Source organism: Levilactobacillus parabrevis ATCC 53295 (assembly GCF_001434055.1).
GTDB lineage: Bacteria > Bacillota > Bacilli > Lactobacillales > Lactobacillaceae > Levilactobacillus > Levilactobacillus parabrevis.
The window spans coordinates 1-24,849 of the sequence record NZ_AZCZ01000018.1 but is presented as its reverse complement, the minus strand read 5'-3'; the positions used below and the strand labels follow the sequence as shown (position 1 = coordinate 24,849).

Annotated in this window: 23 protein-coding genes and 1 other RNA gene; 7 read left to right on the top strand and 17 right to left on the bottom strand. The window is 51.9% G+C overall.

Translation table 11 applies throughout. The features are described from left to right. Nucleotides 1-158: 158 nt before the first annotated feature. The 3 genes from FD07_RS06275 to FD07_RS06265 form a co-directional block, all read right to left on the bottom strand. A complete protein-coding gene (locus FD07_RS06275; RefSeq protein ID WP_020089287.1) occupies nt 159-761 on the bottom strand; it encodes a nitroreductase family protein in 603 nt (200 codons plus the stop codon). Nucleotides 762-865: 104 nt separating this feature from the next. Beyond that, entirely contained in the window at nt 866-2,371 is a 1,506-nt protein-coding gene (locus FD07_RS06270) for a carboxypeptidase M32 (RefSeq protein ID WP_020089286.1), read from the bottom strand. Between the two features lie 234 nt (nt 2,372-2,605). Continuing rightward, complete coding sequence (locus FD07_RS06265) at nt 2,606-3,130, bottom strand: TetR/AcrR family transcriptional regulator (protein WP_020089285.1); 525 nt, start codon at nt 3,128-3,130, stop codon at nt 2,606-2,608. A 186-nt stretch (nt 3,131-3,316) separates the two neighbouring features. Here FD07_RS06265 and FD07_RS06260 point away from each other — a divergent pair, with 186 nt between their 5' ends. Continuing rightward, nucleotides 3,317-3,982 carry a CPBP family intramembrane glutamic endopeptidase gene (locus FD07_RS06260; protein WP_020089284.1) on the top strand — a complete coding sequence of 222 codons (666 nt, stop codon included), beginning with the start codon at nt 3,317-3,319 and terminating at the stop codon, nt 3,980-3,982. Nucleotides 3,983-4,035: 53 nt separating this feature from the next. Here FD07_RS06260 and FD07_RS06255 read toward each other — a convergent pair whose 3' ends face one another. The 10 genes from FD07_RS06255 to FD07_RS06215 form a co-directional block, all read right to left on the bottom strand. After that, entirely contained in the window at nt 4,036-4,380 is a 345-nt protein-coding gene (locus FD07_RS06255; protein WP_020089283.1) for a hypothetical protein, read from the bottom strand. Between the two features lie 63 nt (nt 4,381-4,443). Further along, nucleotides 4,444-4,914 (bottom strand): 8-oxo-dGTP diphosphatase, encoded by a 471-nt coding sequence (locus FD07_RS06250; protein WP_020089282.1) that lies wholly within the window; start codon nt 4,912-4,914, stop codon nt 4,444-4,446. After that, on the bottom strand, nt 4,893-5,993 hold the full coding sequence (locus FD07_RS06245; protein WP_020089281.1) for an acyltransferase family protein: 1,101 nt from the start codon (nt 5,991-5,993) through the stop codon (nt 4,893-4,895). Before FD07_RS06245 ends, FD07_RS06250 begins: the two co-directional genes overlap by 22 nt. A 95-nt stretch (nt 5,994-6,088) precedes the next feature. Then, on the bottom strand, nt 6,089-6,277 hold the full coding sequence (locus tag FD07_RS06240; RefSeq protein WP_020089280.1) for a hypothetical protein: 189 nt from the start codon (nt 6,275-6,277) through the stop codon (nt 6,089-6,091). Between the two features lie 130 nt (nt 6,278-6,407). Beyond that, a complete protein-coding gene (locus FD07_RS06235) occupies nt 6,408-7,751 on the bottom strand; it encodes an ammonium transporter (protein WP_020089279.1) in 1,344 nt (447 codons plus the stop codon). Nucleotides 7,752-8,034: 283 nt separating this feature from the next. After that, nucleotides 8,035-8,415: an HIT family protein gene (locus tag FD07_RS06230; RefSeq protein WP_020089278.1), complete on the bottom strand. Its 381-nt coding sequence runs from the start codon at nt 8,413-8,415 to the stop codon at nt 8,035-8,037. 6 nt (nt 8,416-8,421) lie between these two features. Beyond that, the gene (locus FD07_RS06225) at nt 8,422-9,567 is read right to left on the bottom strand and encodes a THUMP domain-containing class I SAM-dependent RNA methyltransferase (RefSeq protein WP_020089277.1); all 1,146 of its coding nucleotides are present in this window, start codon (nt 9,565-9,567) and stop codon (nt 8,422-8,424) included. A gap of 223 nt (nt 9,568-9,790) precedes the next feature. Next, an RNA gene (gene rnpB / locus FD07_RS12115) (RNase P RNA component class B) lies at nt 9,791-10,170 on the bottom strand. A 19-nt stretch (nt 10,171-10,189) separates the two neighbouring features. After that, the gene (gene gpsB, locus FD07_RS06220) at nt 10,190-10,543 is read right to left on the bottom strand and encodes a cell division regulator GpsB (protein ID WP_020089276.1); all 354 of its coding nucleotides are present in this window, start codon (nt 10,541-10,543) and stop codon (nt 10,190-10,192) included. 54 nt (nt 10,544-10,597) lie between these two features. Further along, nucleotides 10,598-11,167: a DUF1273 domain-containing protein gene (locus FD07_RS06215; RefSeq protein WP_020089275.1), complete on the bottom strand. Its 570-nt coding sequence runs from the start codon at nt 11,165-11,167 to the stop codon at nt 10,598-10,600. A 193-nt stretch (nt 11,168-11,360) separates the two neighbouring features. Between FD07_RS06215 and recU the strand changes: the two genes are divergently transcribed. Next, nucleotides 11,361-11,969 carry a Holliday junction resolvase RecU gene (recU, locus tag FD07_RS06210; protein ID WP_020089274.1) on the top strand — a complete coding sequence of 203 codons (609 nt, stop codon included), beginning with the start codon at nt 11,361-11,363 and terminating at the stop codon, nt 11,967-11,969. Nucleotides 11,970-11,999: 30 nt separating this feature from the next. Further along, nucleotides 12,000-14,330: a transglycosylase domain-containing protein gene (locus tag FD07_RS06205; protein WP_020089273.1), complete on the top strand. Its 2,331-nt coding sequence runs from the start codon at nt 12,000-12,002 to the stop codon at nt 14,328-14,330. A gap of 91 nt (nt 14,331-14,421) precedes the next feature. Here the strand turns inward: FD07_RS06205 and FD07_RS06200 are convergent, their stop codons facing one another. From FD07_RS06200 to FD07_RS06185, 4 genes are all read right to left on the bottom strand, one after another. Further along, a complete protein-coding gene (locus FD07_RS06200; RefSeq protein ID WP_020089272.1) occupies nt 14,422-15,120 on the bottom strand; it encodes a DnaD domain-containing protein in 699 nt (232 codons plus the stop codon). Between the two features lie 141 nt (nt 15,121-15,261). Next, a complete protein-coding gene (locus FD07_RS06195) occupies nt 15,262-16,437 on the bottom strand; it encodes a pyridoxal phosphate-dependent aminotransferase (RefSeq protein WP_020089271.1) in 1,176 nt (391 codons plus the stop codon). A 115-nt stretch (nt 16,438-16,552) separates the two neighbouring features. Next, nucleotides 16,553-17,056, bottom strand: a complete 504-nt coding sequence (locus FD07_RS06190) for a cell wall elongation regulator TseB-like domain-containing protein (RefSeq protein ID WP_020089270.1) — start codon at nt 17,054-17,056, stop codon at nt 16,553-16,555. 49 nt (nt 17,057-17,105) lie between these two features. Further along, complete coding sequence (locus tag FD07_RS06185; protein WP_020089269.1) at nt 17,106-19,949, bottom strand: helicase C-terminal domain-containing protein; 2,844 nt, start codon at nt 19,947-19,949, stop codon at nt 17,106-17,108. Nucleotides 19,950-20,582: 633 nt separating this feature from the next. Here FD07_RS06185 and mvk point away from each other — a divergent pair. The 4 genes from mvk (at nt 20,583) to fni (ending at nt 24,704) form a co-directional block, all read left to right on the top strand. After that, nucleotides 20,583-21,530, top strand: a complete 948-nt coding sequence (gene mvk, locus FD07_RS06180; protein ID WP_033388800.1) for a mevalonate kinase — start codon at nt 20,583-20,585, stop codon at nt 21,528-21,530. Next, on the top strand, nt 21,527-22,510 hold the full coding sequence (mvaD, locus tag FD07_RS06175; protein WP_020089267.1) for a diphosphomevalonate decarboxylase: 984 nt from the start codon (nt 21,527-21,529) through the stop codon (nt 22,508-22,510). Before mvk ends, mvaD begins: the two co-directional genes overlap by 4 nt. A 68-nt stretch (nt 22,511-22,578) precedes the next feature. After that, entirely contained in the window at nt 22,579-23,652 is a 1,074-nt protein-coding gene (locus tag FD07_RS06170; RefSeq protein ID WP_020089266.1) for a phosphomevalonate kinase, read from the top strand. An 11-nt stretch (nt 23,653-23,663) separates the two neighbouring features. Then, nucleotides 23,664-24,704 carry a type 2 isopentenyl-diphosphate Delta-isomerase gene (gene fni / locus FD07_RS06165; RefSeq protein WP_020089265.1) on the top strand — a complete coding sequence of 347 codons (1,041 nt, stop codon included), beginning with the start codon at nt 23,664-23,666 and terminating at the stop codon, nt 24,702-24,704. Nucleotides 24,705-24,849 lie beyond the last annotated feature (145 nt).

Sequence of the window (24,849 nt, the reverse complement as noted above, 5' to 3'; positions counted from 1 at the left end):
GCCTCACGTTCATGTGCACAGGCCCTCGGCACAAATCGAAGGCCATCAACAACCATCACGATCTCACCCATCATGCTCGGAGTGTCCCCTTAAAACAGAAGTTATGCCAAAAAATGGATCTTGCCCTTCTTCGGCAAAATCCATTTTGCATTAGCAGATTATTTAAAAACCCGGAAACGTTCGTCATCATCCATGTAGGTCTTAGTATCGGCCGGGGATTCAATGGACCCAAAGTCCATCTGTGCCCGTAACCGCCAGCTTGCTGGGACATTGAAAGCTTCACGGACAGCGTCGTCAATCAGAGGATTGTAGTGTTGGAGGTTCGCACCCAAGCCGTTTTCGGCGAGTGACGTCCACACGGCATACTGCGCGTTCCCTTGTGACTGTTCGGACCAATCTTGGAAGTTGTCCGCGTATAGTGGGAAGTTCTCTTCAAACTCTCTAACCGTCTTGGTTTCGGTAAAGTACAGGATGGTTCCATAGGCAGCCTTGAAGCCGTTGATCTTAGCCTGTGTCTTAGCGAAAGCAGCATCGTCCTTGACAACCTTACGCAGTGAACCGGCAACGATGTCCCAGAGTTTGTCGTGGGAATCATCAAATAAAATGATGGCCCGCGTCGTCTGGTTGTTAAAGGCAGAGGGTCCTTGCTTAATGCTGGCTTTAATCAGCTCGACCAATTCGTCCTGAGAGGAGGCAACGTTCTTGCCTAATGCGTAGATGCTGCGCCGTTGCTTAGCTAATTCAATAAACTTAGTTTCCATAATTTAAAAAACCTCACTTTTAAAGTTGTCATCATTTTAGAGCGATGAGTGGTGATTCAAACGCTGGCATTAAGTTTACCACTTACTTTTAGGAAGTAAAGCAATTATTTAGGAACCTGGTAGGCATTTTCAAAGGTTGCCGTCATCCAATCTAACCAATACTGCGGATTGAGGGCTTCCCCGGAAACCTGCTTGATCAAGGCCTGGGGCGTCAAACTAGCACCGAACCAGTGGATATTATCCTTACGCCACTGGGTAATCTGCGAATAGTCCCCACTGGCCAAGATATCGGTAACCGGCAATGCCTGGCTCATGGTGTGATAGAACTGAGCCGCGTAGATTTGGCCCAGCAGATACGTTGGGAAGTATCCCAGGTCGCCACCCGCCCAGTGAATGTCTTGGAGAATACCCTCCGTGTCGTTAGCGGGCGTGATCCCCAGGTATTCCTGGTACTTTTGCCGCCACAGTGCGGGTAACTCCGCTACCGTGGTGTCGCCATTAAACAACGCCTTCTCGAGCTCGTAGCGCACGACGATGTGGAGCGGATACGTCAACGGGTCGGCTTCCGTCCGGATCATGGTTGGCTTGGTTGCCATGAATCCCTGGTAGAAGGTCGCCTCGTCAATGTCCGCAAAGATATCGCCAGTTGTCTGCTGGAAGCGACCATATTCACCTTGCCAGAACGCCGCGTTACGACCGATAAAGATTTCATTGAACAATGACTGTGATTCATGCAACCCCATCGATGGCGCATCCGCCAGCGGCGTGTAGTCGTAATCGGGATTGAAGTTTTGCATGTACAGGCCATGACCCGCCTCGTGAATGCCACCAAGCAGGGCCATTTGAAAGTCGTGGACGCCGTAGCGGTTGGTGATCCGGGCATCCCCACGATTCAAAGCCACGGTGAAGGGATGCGTGCTCCGTGACAGGTTCCCCTTTTTGAAGTCGTAGCCCAGCCGCGAGACGGTCGCTCTAACCAACCGTTCTTGCACAGCCTCGGGAACCGCACGACTCATGAAGTCCGTTCTGGGCTGCGTGCCCCGCGTTGCTAAGGTCCGTTGAATCTTTTGAATGCCGGCCTTCAGGGTAGCCATGATAGGGTCCAATTGGACCACGGTCATCCCCGGTTCAAACTGATCGAGGAGCACGTCGTAATCGGTCGCTTGGCCTCGTTTCCAGTAAGGAATGAACTGCTTCTTGAATGCCACGATTTTTTCCAAATACGGTTGCAGCAAGCTGAAGTCTTGAGCCACGCGGGCCTGTTCCCAGACCTGTTGGGCATCGGAAACAACCTGCTGGTACGCTGCGTAGTCTTCGGCGGGGATGTCATGATTCAGATCATAATCCTTCTTGACCAGTCGCAAGACCTGCTGACCCTTCTCGTCGAGTGCCGTAGGGTGTGCCGCAAAGTAATCGAGGAATTGCCCCATTGCCGTCCCCGTCCGCAAAGCCAGCTCCTGTCCGCTGATGTAGCCGGTCAATTCACCCCGAAAACTTGCCCCGTCCTGCGGTAAGTTCGTGTGAGAATCCCAATCAATCAGCGTTAAATTCATATCTAATAGGTTGATTTGCTTAACCAATGCCAGAAAATCCTGTTCCTGTGTCGCCATGGCTATCCGCCTCCATTTTTTTAGTTAGATTAAGTCTAGCATGGTTGATTGTAAAAATCTCGTGAAATTCCTCATTGCTTTTTAATTTAGTGAACGGCGCTAGCATGGCAACCAGTAACCCCAGTCGGCATAGTAGCCAGTAAATTATTAACTAAACATTTTTACTGGCCATTTTGATTTTACTAAAACATTCAGGGCGGTAGTATTACTCACCGCCACTCCGAATTTAAATGCTTACCCTCCAAGCAACGCCAACAGATGAGCCGTCACCCACGCTTCATCAATCTCCGTAAATGGCAACCGCAGTAAGACGCCCAGTAAAAACGTCCAGATGGCCGGCGTGACCTGTTCAACCGGCGTCGTAACCTGTTGTTGGGCCGCCAGTAAGGTCACCACTGTCTGTAGGCTCTGTGGCACGGGTAATGGTCCGGTCAGGCTGAAGGCGACGGCGTTTGGATGTGCTCGCGCATAGTCCAGGAGATTGGTCACCATCCGTTGGAGCATGGCCTTGGCGTTGGCCGAATCCAAGACTCCTTCCCGCAAAGCAGCCGTGATCTCTGCCACGATATCCGTGCGGAGCTGGGCCAAGAGACTCGCTTTGTCCGGAAAATGTCGATAAACGGCAGCCGGCGTCACCGCCAAAAATCGGGCAATTTGACGCAGAGAAAGCTGGGTGGCTCCCTCATTTTCTAATTGAATTCGGGCCTGCTGCGCGATGGCCGCCGCTAAATTTTGACGATGGTACGGTTGTTTTGCCACAATTACTCACACTCCTCGAAAAGCGATGTTATCGCTATTTACGCCCTATGTTATCACTGTTCACATTATATGTAAACAGTGATAACATGTACTTTGAATTACGAATCCTTACAGAAGCTTTACACCGTTATCCCATTAAAAGCCTTATAATAAAACCAAACCTAATTTTAGAAAAGAGTGCCGTCTATGTCACGAACCATTTCCACCCGTCGCTTCACCTTTCAAGTTATCGGCTTTTGGCTAATCTGGTTAATTGTCCAGGTTGGGGTAAATTCCCCTATCGAACACCATCTGAATGGCTGGCCAGAGGAGCTAGCCCTCGATGCCACCAAACTGATCGTCTGGGTTGGCGCTGCCGCCTGGCTCCTTCACCAAGCCCATCCCGAAGAACTAGCCATCGGTCGCCGCGAGCAGTGGCGGCCCAACTGGCACTTTACGACCGGCTACATCGTTTGGGCAGCCATCGTGGTGTATCTCCTAGTTGAGTTTTGGGTCGTGCACCATGGCCTGCGCATTAGTCCCAGTTTCACCCCAGAATATTGGGGACGGTATTTCTTGGTCGTCGGTGTGGCGGAAGAATTTCTTTTTCGGGGATACTTCTTCAACGTCCTTCTAAAGAAGTTCAGTCTCACCCAAGCTAACCTGATTCAAGCACTGGCCTTTGCCAGTCTCCACATTCCACGCTACCTAACCACGGTACCAGCGATGAGTCCGATGACCTGGGTGGGTAACCTGATCACCGTCACTGCCCTCGGGGCCCTCTTCGGTTGGCTGTATGCCAAGAGCCGTTCACTGTGGCCCGGAATCATCGTCCACATGACTTGGGATATTTTAGTCACGTTATTTGCCTAATCGTCAGTAGACAAAAAATCTCGCCACCCGAAATGGGGGACGAGATTTTTTGATTAGCGGCTGATATAGCGTCGCAAGTAACCCAGCAGAATCGCCAGAAATGCCAGCGGCAACAAAAAGCTTAGCAAGGGTGTCACTAATGCCGAGGTCGTGGCAAACGTCACGCCGACGTCCAAAACTAACACCACCACACTGACAGCCAGCAAAGCTCGCCACCAGTCACGGGTGATCCGCGCTTCATACGTGAGGCCGTAGACCAATAGCGTTAACGCGGTCGTCAACAAGAGAGCCCGTTGAAGCAAAGTGACTCCTATGACCGCCGCCAACAGCAGTGCCACCGCACTGAGTACGATAAAGAAGTAACCGTACCAGCGTTGGGTTTCCTTAATGGATTTCACGATTATCGCTTCCTTTTGGATCTACCCTCAGTGTAGTGGCCCACGCGATTATTTTCAAATCATTTACAGTTGTTGACTCGCATCGACGTGAAGTTCGCCGTTCCATTCAGCACTAGTGACGGCCGGTACTTCGCTGCGAAAGACCCGTAGCAGTGTCAGTAGACTCTCAGCACTATTTTCGACAGTCAATTTCTGTGGCGCTAACCAGTAGATGGGTCCCTCTTCACTAGCCTTAATTTCACCGGTAAATTGGTCACCACGATACAAAAGGCCCAGCTTTCGTTGCTGCCGGTCGGTGCTGAACCATTCGCAGGTCCCACAGAAATCAACCGTCTTCAGTGACAATCCCGTTTCCTCGAAGACTTCGCGCATGGCCGCGGCCGCACAACTCTCGCCGACTTCTACGTGACCGCCCGGAAAACTGTAGCCAGCCTTCCAGGGAACGTTAACTTTATCTTCTACCAATACATTGCCCGTCCGTGGATCGGTCACCATCACCATTGTTACCAATTCTACCGGTTGCGTTCTTGCCATCTCGTCTTCCTCCATTTCAAAGCTTTATCTAGTAGTGCCGTGAATCCAAATGACCAACACCATGTTAATAGGTAGCAACTTGCAATTCCTAACAATACATGTTGACGTGTGAACGCCGCACCCCCTAGCAGCCAGATTAACTGTAGCCAAAAGACATTGGCTAAATACGAGGGGTACGCGTAACCCGCCAGCCGATGAATCACCGGTAGCCACCGGGAATGTCGTGACTGTTGATGACCGGCCAACGCCAAAATCAGCCCAATAATACTTAATATGTAAATCACCGTCGCCGGTAAATAATAGCTGGTATGGCTAAAGCTCACCGGCAAAGACCAGTCCAATAACGTACGGTCCTGTTCGACCAATGCCACAACGCCAATCACCAGCAACAGCCACCACCAACGACGCAATTGCCGCTGAACCGTGGACCAGCCATACCACGCCAAGATTCCCAAAATTGCGTATGGGAAGAACCCCAGAAAGATCCGATCCAAGAGATACCAATCTGTAAACTGAGCCGTGGGGTAAACCCGTAGCGTGTACCAAACCACCCACGCTAGATAACCAATCGCCGTCAATCCCAGCGTCCACCAGGCCGTCCAACGACTGTGAATCAACCGCCGAATTGCCCAGAAAAGAGGCATTAAGAAAATCATTTGCAACATCATCGTGTTATACCACAGATGCGGGGCAGCATTGCCATTCACAAATTGCCAGACAAAGCTTAGTCCATCGTGATAGGCCCGCTGTTGCTGCAAGCCTGGAAAAATCAGCATGTAGGCCAGTGTCCAGCAGATTGTCGGGAAAAACAGTGCCGACCACTGTTGCTTCAGGTAATACCGATAGGTTGGCTGTCGACGAGCCGTCGTTCGCATGGTCGTCAACAGGATGCCACAGATAAACGCCGGCGCCGTAAACTTCACCAGCAGATAGGCCCACGCCAAACCACGCTGAAGTGCAACCGGCTGTGTCAGCCCTAGAGCGAATCCTAGAACGGACTGTAGCATCACTGCCGTGCAGGCAAATACTTTCAGGTAGTCACCGCCATCCGCTACTGCATGCAATTCTTCATTCTTCACTTGTCGTCATCGCCTTTACCCTTTTCATTTTAGCAATCCGGCGACAGGTCTGTAAAGACAAAAAAAGAGGCTCACTGGCCTCTTTTATTTCTTCACTAAGCTTCGCGTTCGCGATTTTTGAATTTTTCAACTAAGCCATCAACGCTGTAGCAGACCGCTGCCAAACCGGCAAATGCCAGTGGAAAGACGATCCAAAGCGGTGACTTCATTAACACTAGCACCAGGCTTAAGAAGCCAACTGCTAGTATGACCAAGACTGTTAAAGCAACCATGTCTTTTGTCATTTTGCTCCCCCCAAGCTAAGTTATTTTCTGTGGCCCCTAACCACAATTCATAGTTTAGCAGGTCTCCACGAAAACGACAACGACTTTGACCAAGCTTAATAAAGTCACTAACTTTTGCAGCCTTTCCGCCTTAATTACCGCCGCTGTGATTCGACTGTGGTAGCGGGTGTTCCAAGTGCTGTAGTTGCCCACGAAATTCGGAAGCGTACCGCGCCTGATCCGGCTGGAACTCTGAAAGACGTTCACTCAGACCAACCGCATAGTCGGCCTGCTCGCCGTGTTCGCCCTGATCCAGGCCGAGCTCTTCTTCACCAGCTGTGACCCGCATGGGCATGAACCGCCGTAAAATGACAACTAGCAAGCAACCCATCACGGCAACGAAGGCAATCGTGAAAGCCGTTGCCAGAATCTGAACACCTAACAGGTGCCAGCCGCCACCATAGGCCAAGCCATTTTCTACAATCGTTGGGTTAACTGCCTTGGTCGCAAAGACACCGGTCAAGATACTCCCAACGATCCCGCTCACACCGTGACAGCCAAAGGCATCCAGCGCATCGTCCACACCCAGGCGTGGCTTCAGCAGGCGAATGAAGGCATAACTGGTCATCGTCGCAATCAAGCCAATGGCTACCGACCCCATAATCGTGACGTAGCCGGCCGCCGGCGTAATCGCAACCAAACCGCAGAGAGTCCCGGTACAAACACCGACCAGCGTTGGCTTACCCGTGGTCCAAATATCCAAGAACATCCAAGTCACCATAGCCATAGCCGTGGCCACCGTACTGGTGATGGCTGCTTGTAGAGCCACCCCGTTTACGGCTAAGGCACTGCCAGCGTTGAAGCCGTACCAACCAATCCAGAGAATCGCCGTTCCCAGCAAAACCCAAGGTAAGTTGTAATGCGGATTGTCCCGATTGCCCGACAACCGTGGCCCCAACCAAGCGGAGAGCACCAGTGCCGTAACCCCCGCGTTGATGTGAACGACGGTCCCACCGGCGAAGTCCAGTACACCCAGCTTGGCCAGCCACCCCAGCGGGCTCCAAACCAAGTGAACCATCGGGTAGTAAATGAAGATCGACCAAGCAATCAGGAAGATCAACAAGAACTTAAAGTGAATCCGGCCAACGACCGCTCCCACAAACAGTGCCGGGGTGATGATGGCAAACATCATTTGAAATAAAGAATAGGCCCCGACCGGAATGTGAGTCGCCGTCAAGCTAGCCAGGTTGACCCCAGCCATGAAGACGTGGTGTAAATTACCCACGATCCCCGCAATGTTCCCGGAAAATGCCAAGCTGTAGCCCAGGAAGATCCACAGCAGAATTGCCACACCAGTCATGATAAAGACCGACAGCATAGTGTTGACCACGTTCTTTTCCGAGACCAGTCCCCCATAGAAGAAAGCCAGTCCTGGAGTCATGAATAAGACCAAGATACTAGCGATTAAAACGAATGCAGTGTTTGCAAGATTCATCAACGACGCCCTCTTTATCTCTTAATGTCATAAATCCTAACATTAAAAATGGTCTACGTCCACCACTGACTTTGATTTGGCCTATTGTTTGCGGTTTTGACTTACTAACGAGGGTAATTCAAAGCTTTGGTCTAATTACGCTCCCACTAGACCGGCTTAACGTGTTATTTTTCCTAACATGTTTTATACAAAAATATAAATATCAGCTTCTATGCACAAAAAAGGCCATCCAGCGCTAAATAACGCTGAACGGCCTCTCGTTTTCATATTTCTCAGCTAGCCTTTACTTCAACCAGCCCTTAACGGCATGCGGAATCATCTTACGAATCCCGCCGCGTGGGTCCTTGACATCACCTTCATAGCGCGGAATCAGATGAATGTGCGCGTGCATCACGGTTTGCCCAGCCGCTGGATTGACGTTGATGCCAATATTATAACCGGCCGGGTGATAACGTTCATCCAAGAACGCCTTCGACGCCGTCAACAGATCATCTAATGCCTGCTTAGTCGTTGCCGGTACATCAAAGTACGTGGTGTAGTGTTGCTTGGGCACAATCAAGAGGTGCCCCTCGCGTACGGGATGAATATCCCAGAACGCCTTGGCTAGCTCATTTTCAAGCACGATATCCGTCTTTTGACAGAAAATGCAGTCCGTCTTGATCACGCCGATCTACTCCTTGTGTTGCCGTGGCTTACGCTTACCCCAGAATTGGAAGTAATCCGTCCGTAATGCCCCGTTATAAAGCTTCCGCGTTTTGGTGGCTTTTTGGCCATAGAAGTGTTCGAACTCCAGGTCAGCCGTCAAGATGTACTTGGACCAGTCCGTGTAAGGCTTGAAAACCTTGCCCATCTGCGTATACAGTTCCCGTACACTGGCTTGGTCGCTCAGCCGTTCCCCGTAAGGTGGGTTAGCGACGATGACCCCATGTTCCAAATCCGTCTTGAAATCTTGAACCGCCAACTGAGTGAACGTAATGTCTTGCGACAACCCAGCTTCTTCGGCGTTTTTCTTGGCAATGGCGACCATGTTTTCGTCAATGTCACTCCCAAAAATCTGCAGTGGCGTATCGTAGTCAGCCTTGGCATCCGCCTCATCACGCACCTTGTCACTGAGTTCTTGTGGTACCCAGTCCCAATGTTCGCAGGTGAAATCGCGGTTAAACCCAGGAGCTAGGTTGCGGCCAATCAGAGCGGCTTCGATCGGAATTGTCCCAGACCCACACACGGGATCCCAGAATGGCATGTCCTTGTGCCAGCTGGTTAAGGCAATCAAGGCTGCGGCCATGTTTTCCTTAATTGGCGCGCCACCTTTACCAACCCGGTAGCCCCGTTTAAAGAGACTTGGTCCGGTCGTATCCAGCGTCAGCATAACGTGATCCTTGTCGATCATGACTTCCAACGGATAGTTAGCCCCAGTTTCGGGCATCCGCGTCCGCCGGTGATAAACAGCAGCCAGCTTAGTAGCAACGGCCTTCTTCACGATGGCTTGAGCATCCGGCACACTATGTAACTGTGACTTCTTTGAACGCCCTTCAACCGGGAACGCCGCGTCCATAGGCAGCAGTTCATCCCAGGCAACGGCTTTCGTGGCTTCAAACAGTTCGTCAAAGGTCACAGCATCGAATTCAGCCACGATGATTCGGATGCGGTCAGCCGTCCGCAGCCAAAGGTTGGCCCGCAAGATGTCCTCAATCGTCCCATCGAACCGAACCCGACCGTTTTCAACCTGCGTCTCGTAGCCCAGATCGCGTAATTCCCGACCGGCCAAGGCTTCGATTCCGCTGGCAGTTGCGGCATATAAATGAAATTTCTTCATAAAATCCTCCTTATTTACACGTGTTAAATGAAGCAGTTAAAGGCTGAAAGGTGGCAACTAATCTTCTTAGCGCCAAACATCTTTCACTTCTCGACCTCAATGTTGATTCTGCAGTAAGATCCCATACACATTGATTTTACCACCAATCAGAGGGGGTTACCCCGTTTTAATGTCTAAAAAAAGGGCGGGAGCAAGCTCCCACCCAACCTGACATGGTGTAAATCCCTGTAAGCCATGTTTTGTACCACCCAACCGTTTCAGGCAAACGGCTGACTGGCAGTAATCATCTATCTCGAGAGTTTCCTCTCCCCCCACATTTCGTTCATTTCCATATGTGAAGCGCCCCTACCAAAAGTTTGGGTTGCCCGCTCGAGGGGTTTACCGCGTTCCACCGCCTAAGTTTCCTTAGACGTATCGTCACTGTGGCACTTTTCAGGGATACTAGGACATAGCCGAAGCCGTAGCCGTGTTTTCCCGCCGTAACGTTATTGCTAACGTCCCCCGGCTTATTTTTTCACCGAGCACGAACACTACAGACATCTCAGTCTGTGCGAGCATGGACTTTCCTCAGCCGACAAAAGCCGACCGCGATTACTCAGGATTTACACCAGTCTTTATAATTCTACAAACGATGTGATTCGTTTGGATCATTATCTAATTGTGAACCGAAAACGTGCCGTTCCAAATTGGAGAGCCGCTTCAAGATATCCATATTAGTGGCACTTGAAGTGGGTTGGCTGGTCGTCGAAGCTTGCCGTTGACTACCGCCCACTTGCACTTGCTTCGTGAGCTCATCAACTTTCGCCAACAACCGTTCGTTCTCGTCTTGAAGCCGCTGATTCTCCTTAACAAAGGTGTCATAGTCCTTAATGACGTTGTCTAAGAAACTATCAACATCATCTGGATCGTAACCACGCATCTTTTGTCGAAATTGCTTTTGCAAAATTTCCTTGGGAGTGAAATTAACGTTTTCCATTGATCTTTACACCTCGTTGTCTTATCAAACCGGCAATTAATATAATACCAGTTTTCATTCGATTTGGGAACCATTATTTAAATTTTCTTGATATTCATTGGCACTTTCTTGTAACCAATCCATATCGATTAGTGTTAGGGGGTAAGTATGTTGCTTCTGAAACTGCGTAACAGCGCGGTAATCATACTTCGGTTTCCCTTCAACCTCTAAATCATATACCATTACGGCCTCGTCTGTATGGGTCAACATAAATTCTTGATAGTTTCTTAACTGTTGGGGCCCATGATAGGGTTGCTCGCTAACGGATTGGTGAAAATCAACCTGACTGGCCAGGGTCGCATACTGAGCCTGATTGCCCTCATTCCAATTACCACCGAATTCGGCGAACGGCGTCATCATGGCGACCTTCAGCTCCGGATAATCCGCTTTGAGCTTCAGTCCCACCTCGGCAGCCCACTGCTCAACGCCTAATTGGCCACCGGTAATCAACCAATCCGTTCCTGATTCTACCTTATTGATCAACAATTTACGCAGGGTATCTTTGATGACCAGGAGTTTCGGGTCCTGATTCCCAAAAACACTCAGTTCATAGCTCCGATACCCCGTTAACCAAAGTCGACTCACCAAACTACCCCCTTTTTGACTGGTCTATTCAAGTGTAGCGAAAATTAGGGGTGGACGCAATTAAAATAGTTAAGTTATAGGAAAACAATTCTCAACCGAACGTTTGGGAGTTTTTATTTCACGGTCACCTTGGTATAATGTCAATAACTGGGCCACAAATGAAAGCCAGCTTTCAATAAGGAGTGAGGAGTCAATGACTATTCGGTATCCCAATGGGAATGCCTACCAAGCGCCAGTATCAGCTACGCGGCCCAAGTTTGCCAGCCACTACACCAACTATGGTAAACGGGGTATGACGCTGGAAGAGGAATTGAACCAGAGTAATACCTATTATCAGACGCATGGGCTCGCCGTCGTTCACAAGAAGCCGACCCCCATCCGTATCGTCAAGGTCGATTACCCCAAGCGAAGTGCGGCAGTCATCAAAGAAGCCTACTTCAGTACGGCATCGACCACCGACTACAACGGTGTCTACCAAGGACACTACCTGGACTTTGACGCCAAGGAAACGAAGAACAAGGGGTCATTTCCACTTAAAAATTTCCATCAACACCAGATTGATCATATGCGGGCCTGCACGGCTCAAGGCGGTATCTGTTTTGCCATTATCAAATTCGTTAGCCGCCAAGAGACCTACCTGTACCCCGCTGAAGATCTGTTTCACTTCTGGGATGACCAAGCTAACGGTGGGCGCAAGTCCATCCCCTACACGGAGATCGCCGCTAGCGGTATCAAGCTCACCGCGCAGCTTCAATTGCCGGTGCCCTATCTTAACGCCGTGGACCAGCTGCTAAAGCGGTAGCTGACACGTTTAAACGTAAAGGAGATTACCATGTCTAGTAACAATTCAACCAGAGAGACTCGGATGAGCCGCAACGCTGAGCGTAATCCGAGTCCAACCGGCAAATCCGGCGGGCCCAAACGACCGCGCAACGGTTGGCGGACCTTCCGCCGGGTACTTTTCGTCATCGTCGCCATTGGCGTCTTAGGAATTCTGTTCGGCGCCGGATTGTTCTTTTTCTACGCACAAAGCGCACCAAAGATCTCACAGTCCGCACTGTCCAGTGATGCTTCTACGCGGGTCTACGATGCCAACGGCGCCGTCATTTCGCGCTTAGGTGCCCAGAACAGAAGCTACGTGAAGTCCAGCAATATTCCGGACGGTCTGAAACAAGCCGTCGTCTCCACCGAAGACCGACGCTTCTACAAGAACAACGGGGTCGACCCCATCCGAATCGTCGGGGCCGCCCTCGCCAACGTCACCGGTTCCTCACTGGGGATGCAAGGTGGGAGTACCTTGACGCAACAGCTGGTCAAGCTCTCCGTCTTCTCCACAGCTGCCTCGGACCGAACGCTCAAGCGTAAGGCTCAAGAAGCCTGGTTAGCCTTAAAGGTCGATCACAACTACTCTAAGGATCAAATTCTGGAATACTACATTAACAAGGTCTACATGGGTAACGGGGTCTACGGGATGCAGACGGCCGCCCAGTACTACTACGGTAAGAACCTCAATAGCCTGGACTTGTCTCAACTCGCCATGCTGGCCGGGATGCCACAGTCCCCAACCAACTATGATCCCACTACCTACCCCGCACTAGCCAAGAAGCGACGGGATCTCGTGTTGGATGCCATGGCCAAGAACAACGCGATCACCTCGGCACAAGCCGCACAGGCCAAGGCTACCAGCATCAAAGCCGGCCTATCCAAGACCCACAAGTCAACGGCCGTGGCCAGTGCCAAGACCACCAAGGTCATCGACGCCTACCTTAAACAAGTTTATGCTGAACTTAAGTCCAAGGGCTATAACACCACTACCGGTGGCCTGAAAGTTTACACCAACCTCGATATGGGCGCCCAAAAGAAGCTCTACAACATCGTTAACGGCAGTAGTTACGTGAACTTCCCATCTAGCAAATTCCAAGTTGGCTCGACCATTGTTGATCCAAACAACGGGAAAGTCGTGGCCATGATTGGTGGCCGGAAGACTGGTAACGTGACCTTCGGGCTGAACCGGGCCGTCCAAACCGACCGGTCCAGTGCCTCAACCGCCAAGCCCCTGATGGACTACGGCCCTGCCATCGAATACCTCAAGTATCCGACGTATGAACCCGTGAAGGATACCGCGTTCACGTATCCCGGCACGACGAAAAACCTTTACGACTGGGACCGTCAGTATCAAGGGACCATCACCATGCGCAAGGCCCTTTACGAATCACGGAACATCCCCGCTATTCGGACTCTCCAAAACGTAGGCATCAAGAAAGCCACGACCTTCTTGGACGGTCTCGGGATGTCCTTTGATAAGACGTTAACCTTACAAAACGGGATTGGCCTGTACATCTCAACCGAGCAGGAAGCCGCGGCCTACGCCGCCTTCGCCAACGGTGGAACGTACTACAAGCCTTACCTGGTCTCTAAGATTGTTACCCAGGACGGCAAGGCTCACAACTACGCTTCGACTGGCAAACGTGCCATGAGCGCAGCGACCGCCTTCATGTTAACGGATATGATGAAGGATGTTATGACCAATGAAAATGGGTCTGGACGTTCCGCTGCCATTTCCGGCCTGTACCAAGCTGGGAAGACCGGGACGGACTCCTACCCTGACGACTACGCGGACAAGGTTCCAGATGGTGCCACGATGGACTCCTGGTTCACTGGTTACACCAAGAACTACGCCGTTTCCGTTTGGACCGGATACGATAAGCAGTTCCAGGCCGGTCACTACGTCAGCGAAACCCAGACTACGATTGCTCAAGAAATTTACAAGTACACCATGAGCTACCTGGCCACCAAGAGTACCAATACCGACTGGACTAAGCCAAGCACGGTCACCCAGACTTCACAGAACGGTAAGACCGAGTATTACGTTACCGGTCATCCGGGTACCGTTACCGACGCAACGGCAACTAGTCCGTATGGGTCCACGAACACCACGAGTTCTTCGGTCTACAGCAGCAATGGTCAAGTCACGACCAACTCCAGCAGCTCGAAGACTGAGTCATCCACCACTGAGTCCAGTACCAGCAAGGAATCTTCCAGTACGGAACAAACGCCTGGCGGTAACAATGGGAATGACGACAACGACACCACGACCAATTCAAGTTCCACGAACACGTCATCCGCAACAACTACGAAAAATAAGGATGATAATAAAGATTAACTGATTGTCAAACACAAAGGGCGCCACCATTCATCTCAAACGAGATTGATTGGTGGCGCCCTTTTTCAGTTAGCATAGCGTATCCTAGAAGTCAGTGATCAGTTAACTTAAAAATCGGCACGTCCGGAATATCATTACCCGGCGTTGCGGTTGGCTTCGATGATGGCCGCGGATTCTGACGTTCCTTATCACGCTGGACCTGGGCGGCCGTCTTCAAATTCTTCTTTTCCCAATTCAACAGAATTCGGTCCATATACTTGAGGCTATATGCCTGGCTCAGGACGGCCTCCTTCAGAGCCAGCTGAATCAACTCTGGTCGGTAGTGGTCGTCATCCAGCCACTGATTGATGCTCTCCATCTCGAGAGGCGATAGTGGTCGGCCAAACTCCGTTTCAATCTGATTGAACACAGTTGATCGGTCATTGGTGACTGCCGCCTTGACTTCCCTTTGCGTGGTCTGAACCGCCAGTTGGCTCAATTTTTCCGTTAACAGCCGGAAGTCATAGGCATCGCGTTTCTGCCCGTTGCCGTCTGGTACGCTGGTAATCACCATGAGTTTATTCGCAATCAGCTCGTGTAAGATCTGGTAGACGCGTTGCTTGTCCCACCCCAAGTGAGCCGCCATGACATCGGCTTCAGGCATCGATTGCCCCCGATCCATGTAGCGTCGTAGTTGGAGAAAGACCAACAGTTGGTCGGTCGTCATCCCCACTTCGCGAAAATGATCGAGCAAGTAGTTGGCAATGCTCGTCTGTCCGTCTTGAATGTAGCGCTGTGTAAAGTCTTCCATGAAAGGTCCCCCTGATTCTAAAACTTGTCGTTTGAATTTCGGCATTAATTAAGTTGACCGATTAAAGGCAAGAGACGACCGAACCCACTTACAGTTCGATCGTCTCACCAACTCCTCTAAAACACGTGTTAGTCCGTTTAGTCAAGCATTCATAAACGTCTTGAGCCGGTCTACCGCCGTCTGAAGCGTATCCAAATCCGTCGCGTAGCTCAGTCGGATATGTCCCGGCAAACCAAAAGCTTCACCAGTAACCGTGGCCACGTGTGCCTCATTCAGAATCAGCGTCACAAATTCTGCGGTCGAGGTCACACCCTTTAAGGCCATCGCGCCCGTCACATCGGGGAAGAAGTAAAAGGCCCCGGCCGGCTTGGCCAATTTAAACCCTGGTAAAGCCGCCAATTGTGGATAGATCACATCGCGCCGTTGCTTAAAACCGGCCTTCATCTGAACGACCGACTCCTGACTCCCCGTCAAAGCCGCTGTAGCCGCGGCTTGACTCACGGCCGCCGGATTTCCCGTCATGTGGGACAACACCGTCTTCAGTGCACCCACAATCGCTGTATTTGCCACGGCGTAGCCAATCCGCCACCCAGTCATCGCATAAGTCTTCGAGACCCCGTTGATCAACACGGTGTGGTCATCGATAGCCGCTGAGATGCCCAGCATGGAGGGCGCTGCCGTCGTTTGATCATACAGCAGTTCCCCGTAAATTTCATCGGCAACAACGATCAGATCATGAGCCACCGCGAAATCGCCAATCGCTTGTAGTTCAGGCTGCGTATAGGTCGTCCCACTCGGATTCTGTGGCGAATTCAAGACAATGGCCTTGGTTGCCGGCGTGAGTGCACCGGCTAACTGGTCGGGCGTGACTTTAAGGCTAGCCGTTGGCGCCACCTCGACTGGTTGGCCACCAGCCAGCTTGACCTGTTCGCTGTAGCTGACCCAGTATGGTGCCGGTAAGAGCACCTCATCGCCAGGATTCAATAGCACTTGAAACAGCGCATAGAGCGCCATCTTGGCGCCAGTCGTCACCACTACTTGGCTGGGATCGACCTGCACACCATGCAAGTCGGCTAGATTCGCCGCAATCGCTTGCCGTAAGGGTAAGACCCCTTCCGTTGCCGTGTACCCGTTGACTTGGTCGGCCTGAATCGCCATAACCGCTGCATCCTTGATGGTCTGTGGCGTGGCGTAGTCTGGTTGACCAACGCTTAAATTAATGACATCAATGCCCTGTGCTTGCAAGGCTTGGGCCCGCTGACCGGTCGCCAACGTTGCTGAGGGACTGACTGCTGAAGCTCGCTTAGACAATTGCATGTGAATCTGCCTCCGTTAAACGATTATGTAGGACCACCCGCACGACAGAGTTGTTGTGCGGGTGGCATTTATTCGATGGCCAAGCCGACGCTAACCGCCGCCTCGATCATCACAATTAGATATTAGAAATTTGTTGTAATACTTTACCATTACGATACTCGTACGTCAGGTAGCAGAGCTTGCCACTCTTATTCAAGTAGCTGATCTGCCAAGCCGGTTTGCCATTAAACATACTCAACGCCGCCGACAGAACCTTCTTCGGATTCCGATTCCAAACGCGTTGAAGGGCCGCATTCCGAGAAAGACCCTCGCTTTGTTTGAGCACCGTCACATTATCCCCTGACTTGGGCACAATGGCGTAGACAGCCTGCTTGGCCTTGTTCTTCCCAGCAACCGTGTAGTAAGTCGTATCCAGATTCGTCCAGTAGAACCCACTGGTGCTGGTCAGGTGGCCAGACTTCTTAGCGACCGACTCGGCCCGCGTTTGGTCTTGGCTGAGGGGTTTCGTGGCTTTATTGATCACGTAGCCCGCGCTCAGCAACAGCACGAGGATCACGATTAACACACTGAGTAACACCCAATGCCGTGGTCGCTGGCGCCGCTGATATTGTTGTCTCATCAATTTTCCATCGTACTCCCTTGTCAGAATTCAATCTTGTTCAATTATATCAAACTTCTGGCGGTGTCACCGGTTTGGCTGGCTTTTTTTCGAAAAAATTAACTAAACCTTGGGAAATAGCCGTAACATCCCCGGTCGTCCGCGGCAAATCAGCCGGCAGTGCGCGTAGGATGCTTTGACCGTAATGACGCTCAATCAGCCGCTGATCCAGAAGCACAATGGCACCACGGTCCGTCGGCGTCCGAATCAACCGGCCCACCCCTTGCCGAAGCTTCAGGGTAGCCGCGGGTAAGGCCGCGTTGTAGAATGGATTCTTTCCCGCCGCCTCTAACCGTGCATAATCGGCCTTCACGAAGACCCGGTCCGGTGAATCGAACGGCAACCGCGTCACAATCAGCAATTCTAGTTGTTCGGCGGGCAGATCAATGCCCTCCCAGAAACTAGCTGCCCCTAACAAGATGGCGCCGTGACTGGTGGCAAATCGTTTAGCAATTCGTTCCCGACTGCCGCTGATACCTTGGGCGAAGATCTCTCGTTGGGCAAACTCGGGTTGTTCGACCAACTGCTGGTAAACTTGTTCAATGACACTCAGGGAATTAAACAGAATCAGGGTTTGCTTATTGACGGCCCCCGCAATCTGACTGATCGCCGCGGTTAGGTAGACCACATAGTCTGCCGGTGCCACGCGACTCAGTTCGGGACCCGTGTTGGCAATGAATAACTGGGCTTGCTCGCTGTAGTCAAAGCTTGACCGCATTCGGTGAGTCACAGTCTCATCCCGGTCCAAATCAAACTGGTCCAGAATGTACTGGGAACGACCGGAAGAAAAGAGGGTTGCCCCCGTTAACAGAACCGGTTGGAAGTGCGCATAAATTTGGCGACGCAGGAAGCCCTCAGTTGCCAACAAGCCACTCGCAAACTGTAAACTGTTACGGTCACCCACATGATTGATGGTCACCCAAAAGAGGCTGGCCGTATGGGTCTTCGTCACCTGAGCAAAGATGTCTTGTAACTGTGAGACTTCGTCATCAAACTGATGAATTCGCGTATCGACCTGCTCGAATAAGTGGCGTTCGGATGCCGAAAAGCGGTCCTGCTGGCGATCGAAGCTCTGCCGTAGTCCGCCTAACTGGGCTAACAGATCGGTCGTGTCGCCCACAATCGTCGCAACCAGTGGATCGGTCTGCGGACGCAAGGCATCGAGCTCTTCAGTTGGAATTAACTTTTCAATCGTTTGGTTCTGATTGTTCCCTCGTTGGCGGGCGAGAAAGGCTAGGAACAACTGATTAACCAATTGATTCAGCGTTTCCTCTAGCTCTTCACTCAGTAGAACCAACCGATGTAACGTGTTGGTTGCTTGCGTATCACCGGTGAACAGCGCCAACAGGCTCGGACCGATCTCCCGGTTAATATCGCGTTGAATATGGTGCAACGCATTAGTCAGTTGGGCAAATTTAATCTGGGTTCGCCGCTGTCGCAAGGTATTCTCTGCCAGATGTTGGGCTTCATCGATGACCAGATATGGCCGATCGAGGCGCTCACCTAAGTCACTGGCATGCTCGCTAAGGTAGGCGTGATTGACGATGATTACTTGAGCCTGCGTCATCTGCTGATCCCGCCGTCGTAAGAAGTCGTCCTCATAAAACGGATTATCTTCACGAATCGTTCCCTCATGGACGACCTCTTGGAAGTACGGCGCCCGGTACGTAGCTAAATGCAACTCATCCAAATCACCGGTCGTGGTCATCGTCAACCAAACCAGCAGGCGGAGCTTCAGTAGCTGCGTTTGCTTCGAGGTTTCCGCCACTTTTAAGGTCGCCGCAAACTTCTGTAAGTCCAGGTAGTGGCGACTCCCCTTGACCAGCACCGCATTGATCTGAAACGGCACAATCTGATTGAGCAGTGGCAAAGTCTGATCCAATAGCTGTTCCTGCAGAAGCGTTGTCGCGGTACTGATCACCACCGTTGGCCCTTGCTGATTCAGGTAAGCCATTGGCAATAGGTAGCCCAGACTCTTCCCAATCCCAGTTGGCGCCTCGACGATCATCTGCTTGACGGGATGCTGGTCGCTGTTGGCATAATTATTGTAGATGTAATTCATCATTTTAGCCTGTTCCGGCCGCCATTCCAGGTTGTCCGGCATCAGCTTTTGCTTCTGTTTCTTGGTCTTAGGATACTTGACCGGTTCCGCCAAGGTCGTTGCCGGTAGCGCTGACGCGTGTCTCAGAGCCAAGCCATTCTTAATGTACAGATAGTCTGGCAGCTTCCGAGGCTTCTCATGATTCAGCCGCATTGCCACGTCAAAAAGTGCCGCCGTTTGTAGCGGTAGTTCAGGGTGCAAATCGATCATCTGTTGCAGTGTGACCAGCGGCAAGGCCCGCAACCGCCGAAAGAGGAAAATAAAGAGTTCTGCGGTAGCACTGGCATCGCTGTCCGCGGAGTGCGGATTGTCATGCTCAATGTTGAAGAGACTACTCAGGTCACGAAGACGGAAACTAGCCGCCGTAGGAAGTAAGATCTGACTGAGTGAGACCGTATCGAGGCCTTCAATCGTCAGTTCCGGATACCCCACCCGAGCAAATTCCGCATTGATAAAGGGTAAATCAAAGTTAACGTTGTGGGCCACGAAGACCGTATTGGTCAGCTGGCTGTACAACGTCGCGGCAACGTCGTCAAAGAGCGGCGCGTGACGGACTCGTTTGTTCGTAATTCCGGTCAACCGTGAAATCGACGCGGGAATCTCCCGCAACGGATTCACATCGGTCTCAAAGTGATTAATAATCCGATTATGTTGGACGAAGACGCACCCGATCTGGATAATGCGGTCGCCATCTGTCACACTGGTTCCGGTAGTCTCAATATCGACCACCGCGTAAACCGTGTCTTTATCCATAATATGCTCACCAATTTCTGCATAATTGCGTTAATAACTGGCACTATGATACACCACTTGAGCCAGTAGCGCTACTACGGTCTCGGTCTAAATATGGTCCAGGCAACACTGTCGCTGCACGCCGCCTCCGGATGCCCAGGGTTCCGCCTGCTGTGGGGACCGGTGAAAGCCTAAGAAGGCGGTCTTTCACCTTGACTTGAAGCCTTGCCAAAGTCCAGCAAGGCTTCAAGCTCATCCCATGCCGTAAGCACGGGTAAGACCAAGCGCCCGTCCTAACGGCATCGTCACGGCCGGCTACACCCTCGTCCTCCTATGGCTACAACAGTTTTCTCGCACCTCTTATCAATGTGCCACCATCATTATCTGATTTTCGATTTTTAAACAAAACTGCTGGAGGCCGGATGCTCTTCGATTTCATCTGGTCTCCAATAGCAACAAAGTTCCTAACTACCGTAAACAGCCACCAATTATCCGCACTTTCTACTAGATTTCGCCGTTTTTTGGGAAACTTTCTATAGAAAGGGTTAATTTTTCGTAGTTTTACGAATTTTCGACGGCAAAACTAGCGCAATACCAATCAGTAGAGTATGATATTCTGGTAGGAAATTTAATGAAGAAAGTGAGCGAGTGACCTTGGGTAGAACCGTCAGCGGACAAAGTAATGCCAAAATTATTCTTATTGGTGATCATAGCGTGGTCTATGGTCAGCCTGCGATTGCCCTGCCACTACCATCCGTAACGACTAACGTTGCGATGCGGTCAGTGACCGCCGGACAACGCCTGACTAGCCGGTATTTCGACGGTCCCATTTCCCAATTGGGTCAAAACCTGGCCGGCGTTGCCAAGCTGATTGACACCTTGCTCACCCGTTTTGACGGTCACGAAACACCGTTTGAAATGAATATCACCAGTGATTTACCGGCCGAACGTGGCATGGGATCTTCTGCGGCCGTCGCCGTGGCGATTACCCGGGCCATGTACGCTTTTTTTGACCGCCCGTTGAATCGCGATCTCTTGCTGGCCAATGCCGAGATTGCAGAGAAGATCACCCACGGGAATCCCAGTGGTATCGACGCCGCAACGGTCAGTTCGGACGTCCCCATCTGGTTTGTCCCCCACCAAGAAACGACGCAGATTCCTTTCGCCTTACGAGGATACTTAGTGATTGCCGATAGTGGCATCAAGGGGCAAACTGGTAAGGCCGTTTCTGCCGTGGCTCGGCGGAAGACGACGTTGCCCACCGAAACGGATTTACAAATTCAAACGTTGGGCCGCTTGAGTGGTGAAGCCCGAACGGCACTGGCTAAGCCCGACCTAACCCGTCTGGGAGCCATCATCAGTGAGGCGCAAACCCAGTTACGCGGTCTGGGCGTTAGTTCACCCGAACTGGACCATCTGACACAGGTCGCCACAGCTAACGGTGCACTAGGCGCCAAGCTCACTGGCGGCGGCATGGGTGGCTGCCTCATCGCCCTGTGTCCCGACGTGACCACCACCCAGCGCGTCCAGCAAAGCTTAGTCGCTGCCGGCGCCACGGCGACGTGGATCGAAGCCTTCAACTTAGAGGAGGAACCCGAATGAACGCACCCGTAACCGCAAGAGCCCACACCAACATTGCTCTAGTCAAGTATTGGGGCAAGGCCGACACCGAGTTGATGCTGCCCCAAACGAACAGTCTTTCACTGACTCTCGACCAGTTCTACACGGATACTACGGTCACATTCGATGACCAACTGACTGCCGATGAGGTGACTGTTAACGATCAGTTGCTCTCGCCGACAGCAGCTAAAAAAGTACATAACTTTCTCAACTTGGTGCGCCAACAAGCTTCGCGCACCTCTTTTGCGCGAGTAACTTCCGTGAATCACGTACCAACCGCTGCGGGATTGGCGTCCTCGGCCTCCGCTTTTGCGGCGTTAGCCGGTGCCGCCAGTAAGGCTGCCGGCATGAACCTCGACAAGACCGCCCTGTCACGACTTGCACGCCGTGGTTCCGGTTCCGCCACTCGCTCCATCTTTGGTGGCTTTGTCGAATGGGAAGCAGGTCATGATGACCTCAGTTCCCGTGCCGTTCCCCTGATTGAAGAGGTAACTTGGCCAATCGCCGTGGTGGCACTGGTCTTGGACCCTCACCACAAAAAAGTCAGTTCACGCCAAGGGATGCAGAGTAGTGTGACCACCTCACCGTTCTATCCGGCTTGGAAACAGGTGGTTGTCGATGACCTCGACGCCATCAAGCCCGCCATTCGGGCGCAGGACTTCACGACGATGGGGGAAACGCTGGAAACGAACGCCATGCGCATGCACGCCCTGACGCTCAGCGCCTGGCCACCCTTTAGCTACTTCAACGGCGACACCCTTATCGCCATGCAGATGGTCAAGGGTCTCCGAGCAGCTGGCTTAGAATGCTACTACACCCTAGATGCCGGTCCGAATCTGAAGGTCTTCTGCCAGACGGCGGACGTTCCCGCGATTCAAGACCGTTTCGCTCGCCAGTTTGGGAGCGACAACGTTATTGTGGCCCATCCAGGACCTGGTATTCAGTTTCTAAACGAAGCCTAATCGCTTCAGAACTTAAATCAATGACAAACCATAAAAAATATTAACTGTTACAGAAGGGACCTGATTTTTTGATTTCCGCGCAAGCACCCGGAAAACTCTATATTGCTGGTGAATACGCCGTGGTTGAGCCGGGCTATCCGGCCATTATTGTGGCCTTGAACCAATTTGTGACCGTCACAATTACCCCTAGCCACGACTATGGACGTATCGCCTCCAAACAATACCAAGAGAACTCCCTCTACTGGCAACGCCAGGGAACCGAGCTCGTTTTTGACAACCGGGATAACCCCTTCCACTATATTCTGTCGGCCATTCGCTTGACCGAACAGTACGCTCAAGCATTGGGCAAACCCTTAGCTATTTACCATTTGAACGTCAACAGTGACCTCGACAGCGCCGATGGTAAGAAATACGGGTTAGGATCTTCCGCTGCCGTCACTGTGGCGACCGTGAAGGCTCTGTGCCAATTCTACGACATCGAGATGCCTAAGGACCGGCTGTTCAAGCTAGCCGCCATCGCGCATCTAGACGTCCAAGGCAACGGCTCTTTGGGTGATATCGCCGCCTCCGTTTACGGCGGCTGGATCGCCTATCAAGCCTTCGACCGTGACTGGCTGGCTTCCGCACGCCGTGAGATTAGTCTGACCGACCTGTTGACGATGGATTGGCCTGGCCTGCAGATCGAGCTACTGACGCCACCAGAATCGTTACGCCTGATGATCGGCTGGACCGGTACACCGGCTTCCACCTCCCACCTCGTCGATAAGGTCGCCCTCTTTAAGGCCACCCGCCGTGACGACTATCACGCCTTTCTACGGGAAAGTAAAGCTTGTCTACAACGGATGATCGCCGGTTTCCACGACCAAGACCTCGATGCCATTCAAAAAGAAATTGCCGTCAACCGGCAACTGTTGAATCAACTGGCCAATTTGAGCCACGTTACCATTGAAACGAAACTACTGAGAACCATGTGCGATATCGCCGTTCATATCGGCGGTGCGGCTAAGTCTTCCGGTGCCGGTGGTGGTGACTGCGGTATTGTCATCATCAACGCTGCCAAAGACCTGGCCAGCCTGCTCAAAGAATGGGAGCACCGCGGTATCGAACCATTGAAACTAAACGTCCATCACGTGATTGAGTAAGGAGACCACTTATGGCACAACTATCCCGCCACGCCCACCGGAAGGACGAACACCTTTCGCTGGCTGAAAAATTTTATCAGGAACACGCCGCCAGTCAATTCGACCAGTTGCGGTTCGTGCACCAGAGTCTGCCAGAAATGGCGGTCAGTGATGTGAGCCTGCAAACTCAGCTCGGACCGTTAACGCTACCCGTGCCGTTGATGATTGAAGCCATGACCGGTGGGAGTCCACGGACGGGCAAGGTCAACGCTATGTTGGGTCGGATTGCCGCCGCTACGGGGATGCCCGTAGCCAGTGGCTCTCAGAGCATCGCACTCAAGAATGCCGCCGCTGTCCCCACCTTCACCGTGTTACGGGAAAACAATCCCGACGGTCTGGTCTTTGCCAACATTGGTGCCGGTCACTCGGTAGCCCAAGCCCGAGCAGCCGTGGCCATGCTGGCGGCAGATGCTCTGGAAGTCCACGTCAACGTGGCCCAAGAGTTGGTCATGCCCGAGGGTGATCGCGACTTTCACTGGTTGGATGAAATCGGTGAAATTGTGGCTGCACTCGACGTTCCAGTGATTGTCAAGGAAGTCGGCTTCGGAATGGCCCACGAGACGCTGGCACAGTTGGCCAATGTCGGCGTAAAGCTCGTTGATCTCGGCGGCCGTGGCGGGACGAACTTCGCGCAGATTGAAAACTTCCGCCGTCCAGAAAAGGAACTCAGCTACCTGGCCGGTTGGGGACAATCAACGGTCGAGTCCCTGTTGGAAACCCAACAGGCGCCAGATTTAACGGTCATCGCGACTGGTGGGGTTCGCCAACCGCTCGATGCAGCCAAAGCCTTATCCTTGGGCGCATCGGTGGTTGGAAGTGCCGGTCAAGTGTTACACAGCTTAATCAAGACCGATGAAGCCACGACCACGCAAATGCTGCTGGAGTGGCAAACCGGACTCAAAACGATCATGACGTTACTTGGTACTCGCAATTTGGCGGCACTCCGGGAACAGCAGCTTCTTTTGTCCCCCGAATTAGAGAGTTATTGCCGACAACGCGGCCTAACGCAGTAGCGCTTTTTGGCCCTTACAAACATTAGAATTTAGAAAATCCCCATAGCAGGACAAACGTGGTTGTTAACAGCCAGTGTTGCCGTGCTATGGGGATTTTTTTTAACCGTTTAAACCAACAAACGTAAGCACCTAATAACTGACCGTA

What these genes read in the sequence shown, in the direction of transcription:
- FD07_RS06275 (WP_020089287.1), bottom strand. Translation starts at nt 761, where the DNA reads ATGGAAACTAAGTTTATTGAATTAGCTAAGCAACGGCGCAGCATCTAC.
- FD07_RS06270 (WP_020089286.1), bottom strand. Translation starts at nt 2,371, where the DNA reads ATGGCGACACAGGAACAGGATTTTCTGGCATTGGTTAAGCAAATCAAC.
- FD07_RS06260 (WP_020089284.1), top strand. Translation starts at nt 3,317, where the DNA reads ATGTCACGAACCATTTCCACCCGTCGCTTCACCTTTCAAGTTATCGGC.
- FD07_RS06250 (WP_020089282.1), bottom strand. Translation starts at nt 4,914, where the DNA reads ATGGCAAGAACGCAACCGGTAGAATTGGTAACAATGGTGATGGTGACC.
- FD07_RS06240 (WP_020089280.1), bottom strand. Translation starts at nt 6,277, where the DNA reads ATGACAAAAGACATGGTTGCTTTAACAGTCTTGGTCATACTAGCAGTT.
- FD07_RS06235 (WP_020089279.1), bottom strand. Translation starts at nt 7,751, where the DNA reads ATGAATCTTGCAAACACTGCATTCGTTTTAATCGCTAGTATCTTGGTC.
- FD07_RS06225 (WP_020089277.1), bottom strand. Translation starts at nt 9,567, where the DNA reads ATGAAGAAATTTCATTTATATGCCGCAACTGCCAGCGGAATCGAAGCC.
- gpsB (WP_020089276.1), bottom strand. Translation starts at nt 10,543, where the DNA reads ATGGAAAACGTTAATTTCACTCCCAAGGAAATTTTGCAAAAGCAATTT.
- recU (WP_020089274.1), top strand. Translation starts at nt 11,361, where the DNA reads ATGACTATTCGGTATCCCAATGGGAATGCCTACCAAGCGCCAGTATCA.
- FD07_RS06205 (WP_020089273.1), top strand. Translation starts at nt 12,000, where the DNA reads ATGTCTAGTAACAATTCAACCAGAGAGACTCGGATGAGCCGCAACGCT.
- FD07_RS06200 (WP_020089272.1), bottom strand. Translation starts at nt 15,120, where the DNA reads ATGGAAGACTTTACACAGCGCTACATTCAAGACGGACAGACGAGCATT.
- FD07_RS06195 (WP_020089271.1), bottom strand. Translation starts at nt 16,437, where the DNA reads ATGCAATTGTCTAAGCGAGCTTCAGCAGTCAGTCCCTCAGCAACGTTG.
- FD07_RS06190 (WP_020089270.1), bottom strand. Translation starts at nt 17,056, where the DNA reads ATGAGACAACAATATCAGCGGCGCCAGCGACCACGGCATTGGGTGTTA.
- FD07_RS06185 (WP_020089269.1), bottom strand. Translation starts at nt 19,949, where the DNA reads ATGGATAAAGACACGGTTTACGCGGTGGTCGATATTGAGACTACCGGA.
- mvaD (WP_020089267.1), top strand. Translation starts at nt 21,527, where the DNA reads ATGAACGCACCCGTAACCGCAAGAGCCCACACCAACATTGCTCTAGTC.
- fni (WP_020089265.1), top strand. Translation starts at nt 23,664, where the DNA reads ATGGCACAACTATCCCGCCACGCCCACCGGAAGGACGAACACCTTTCG.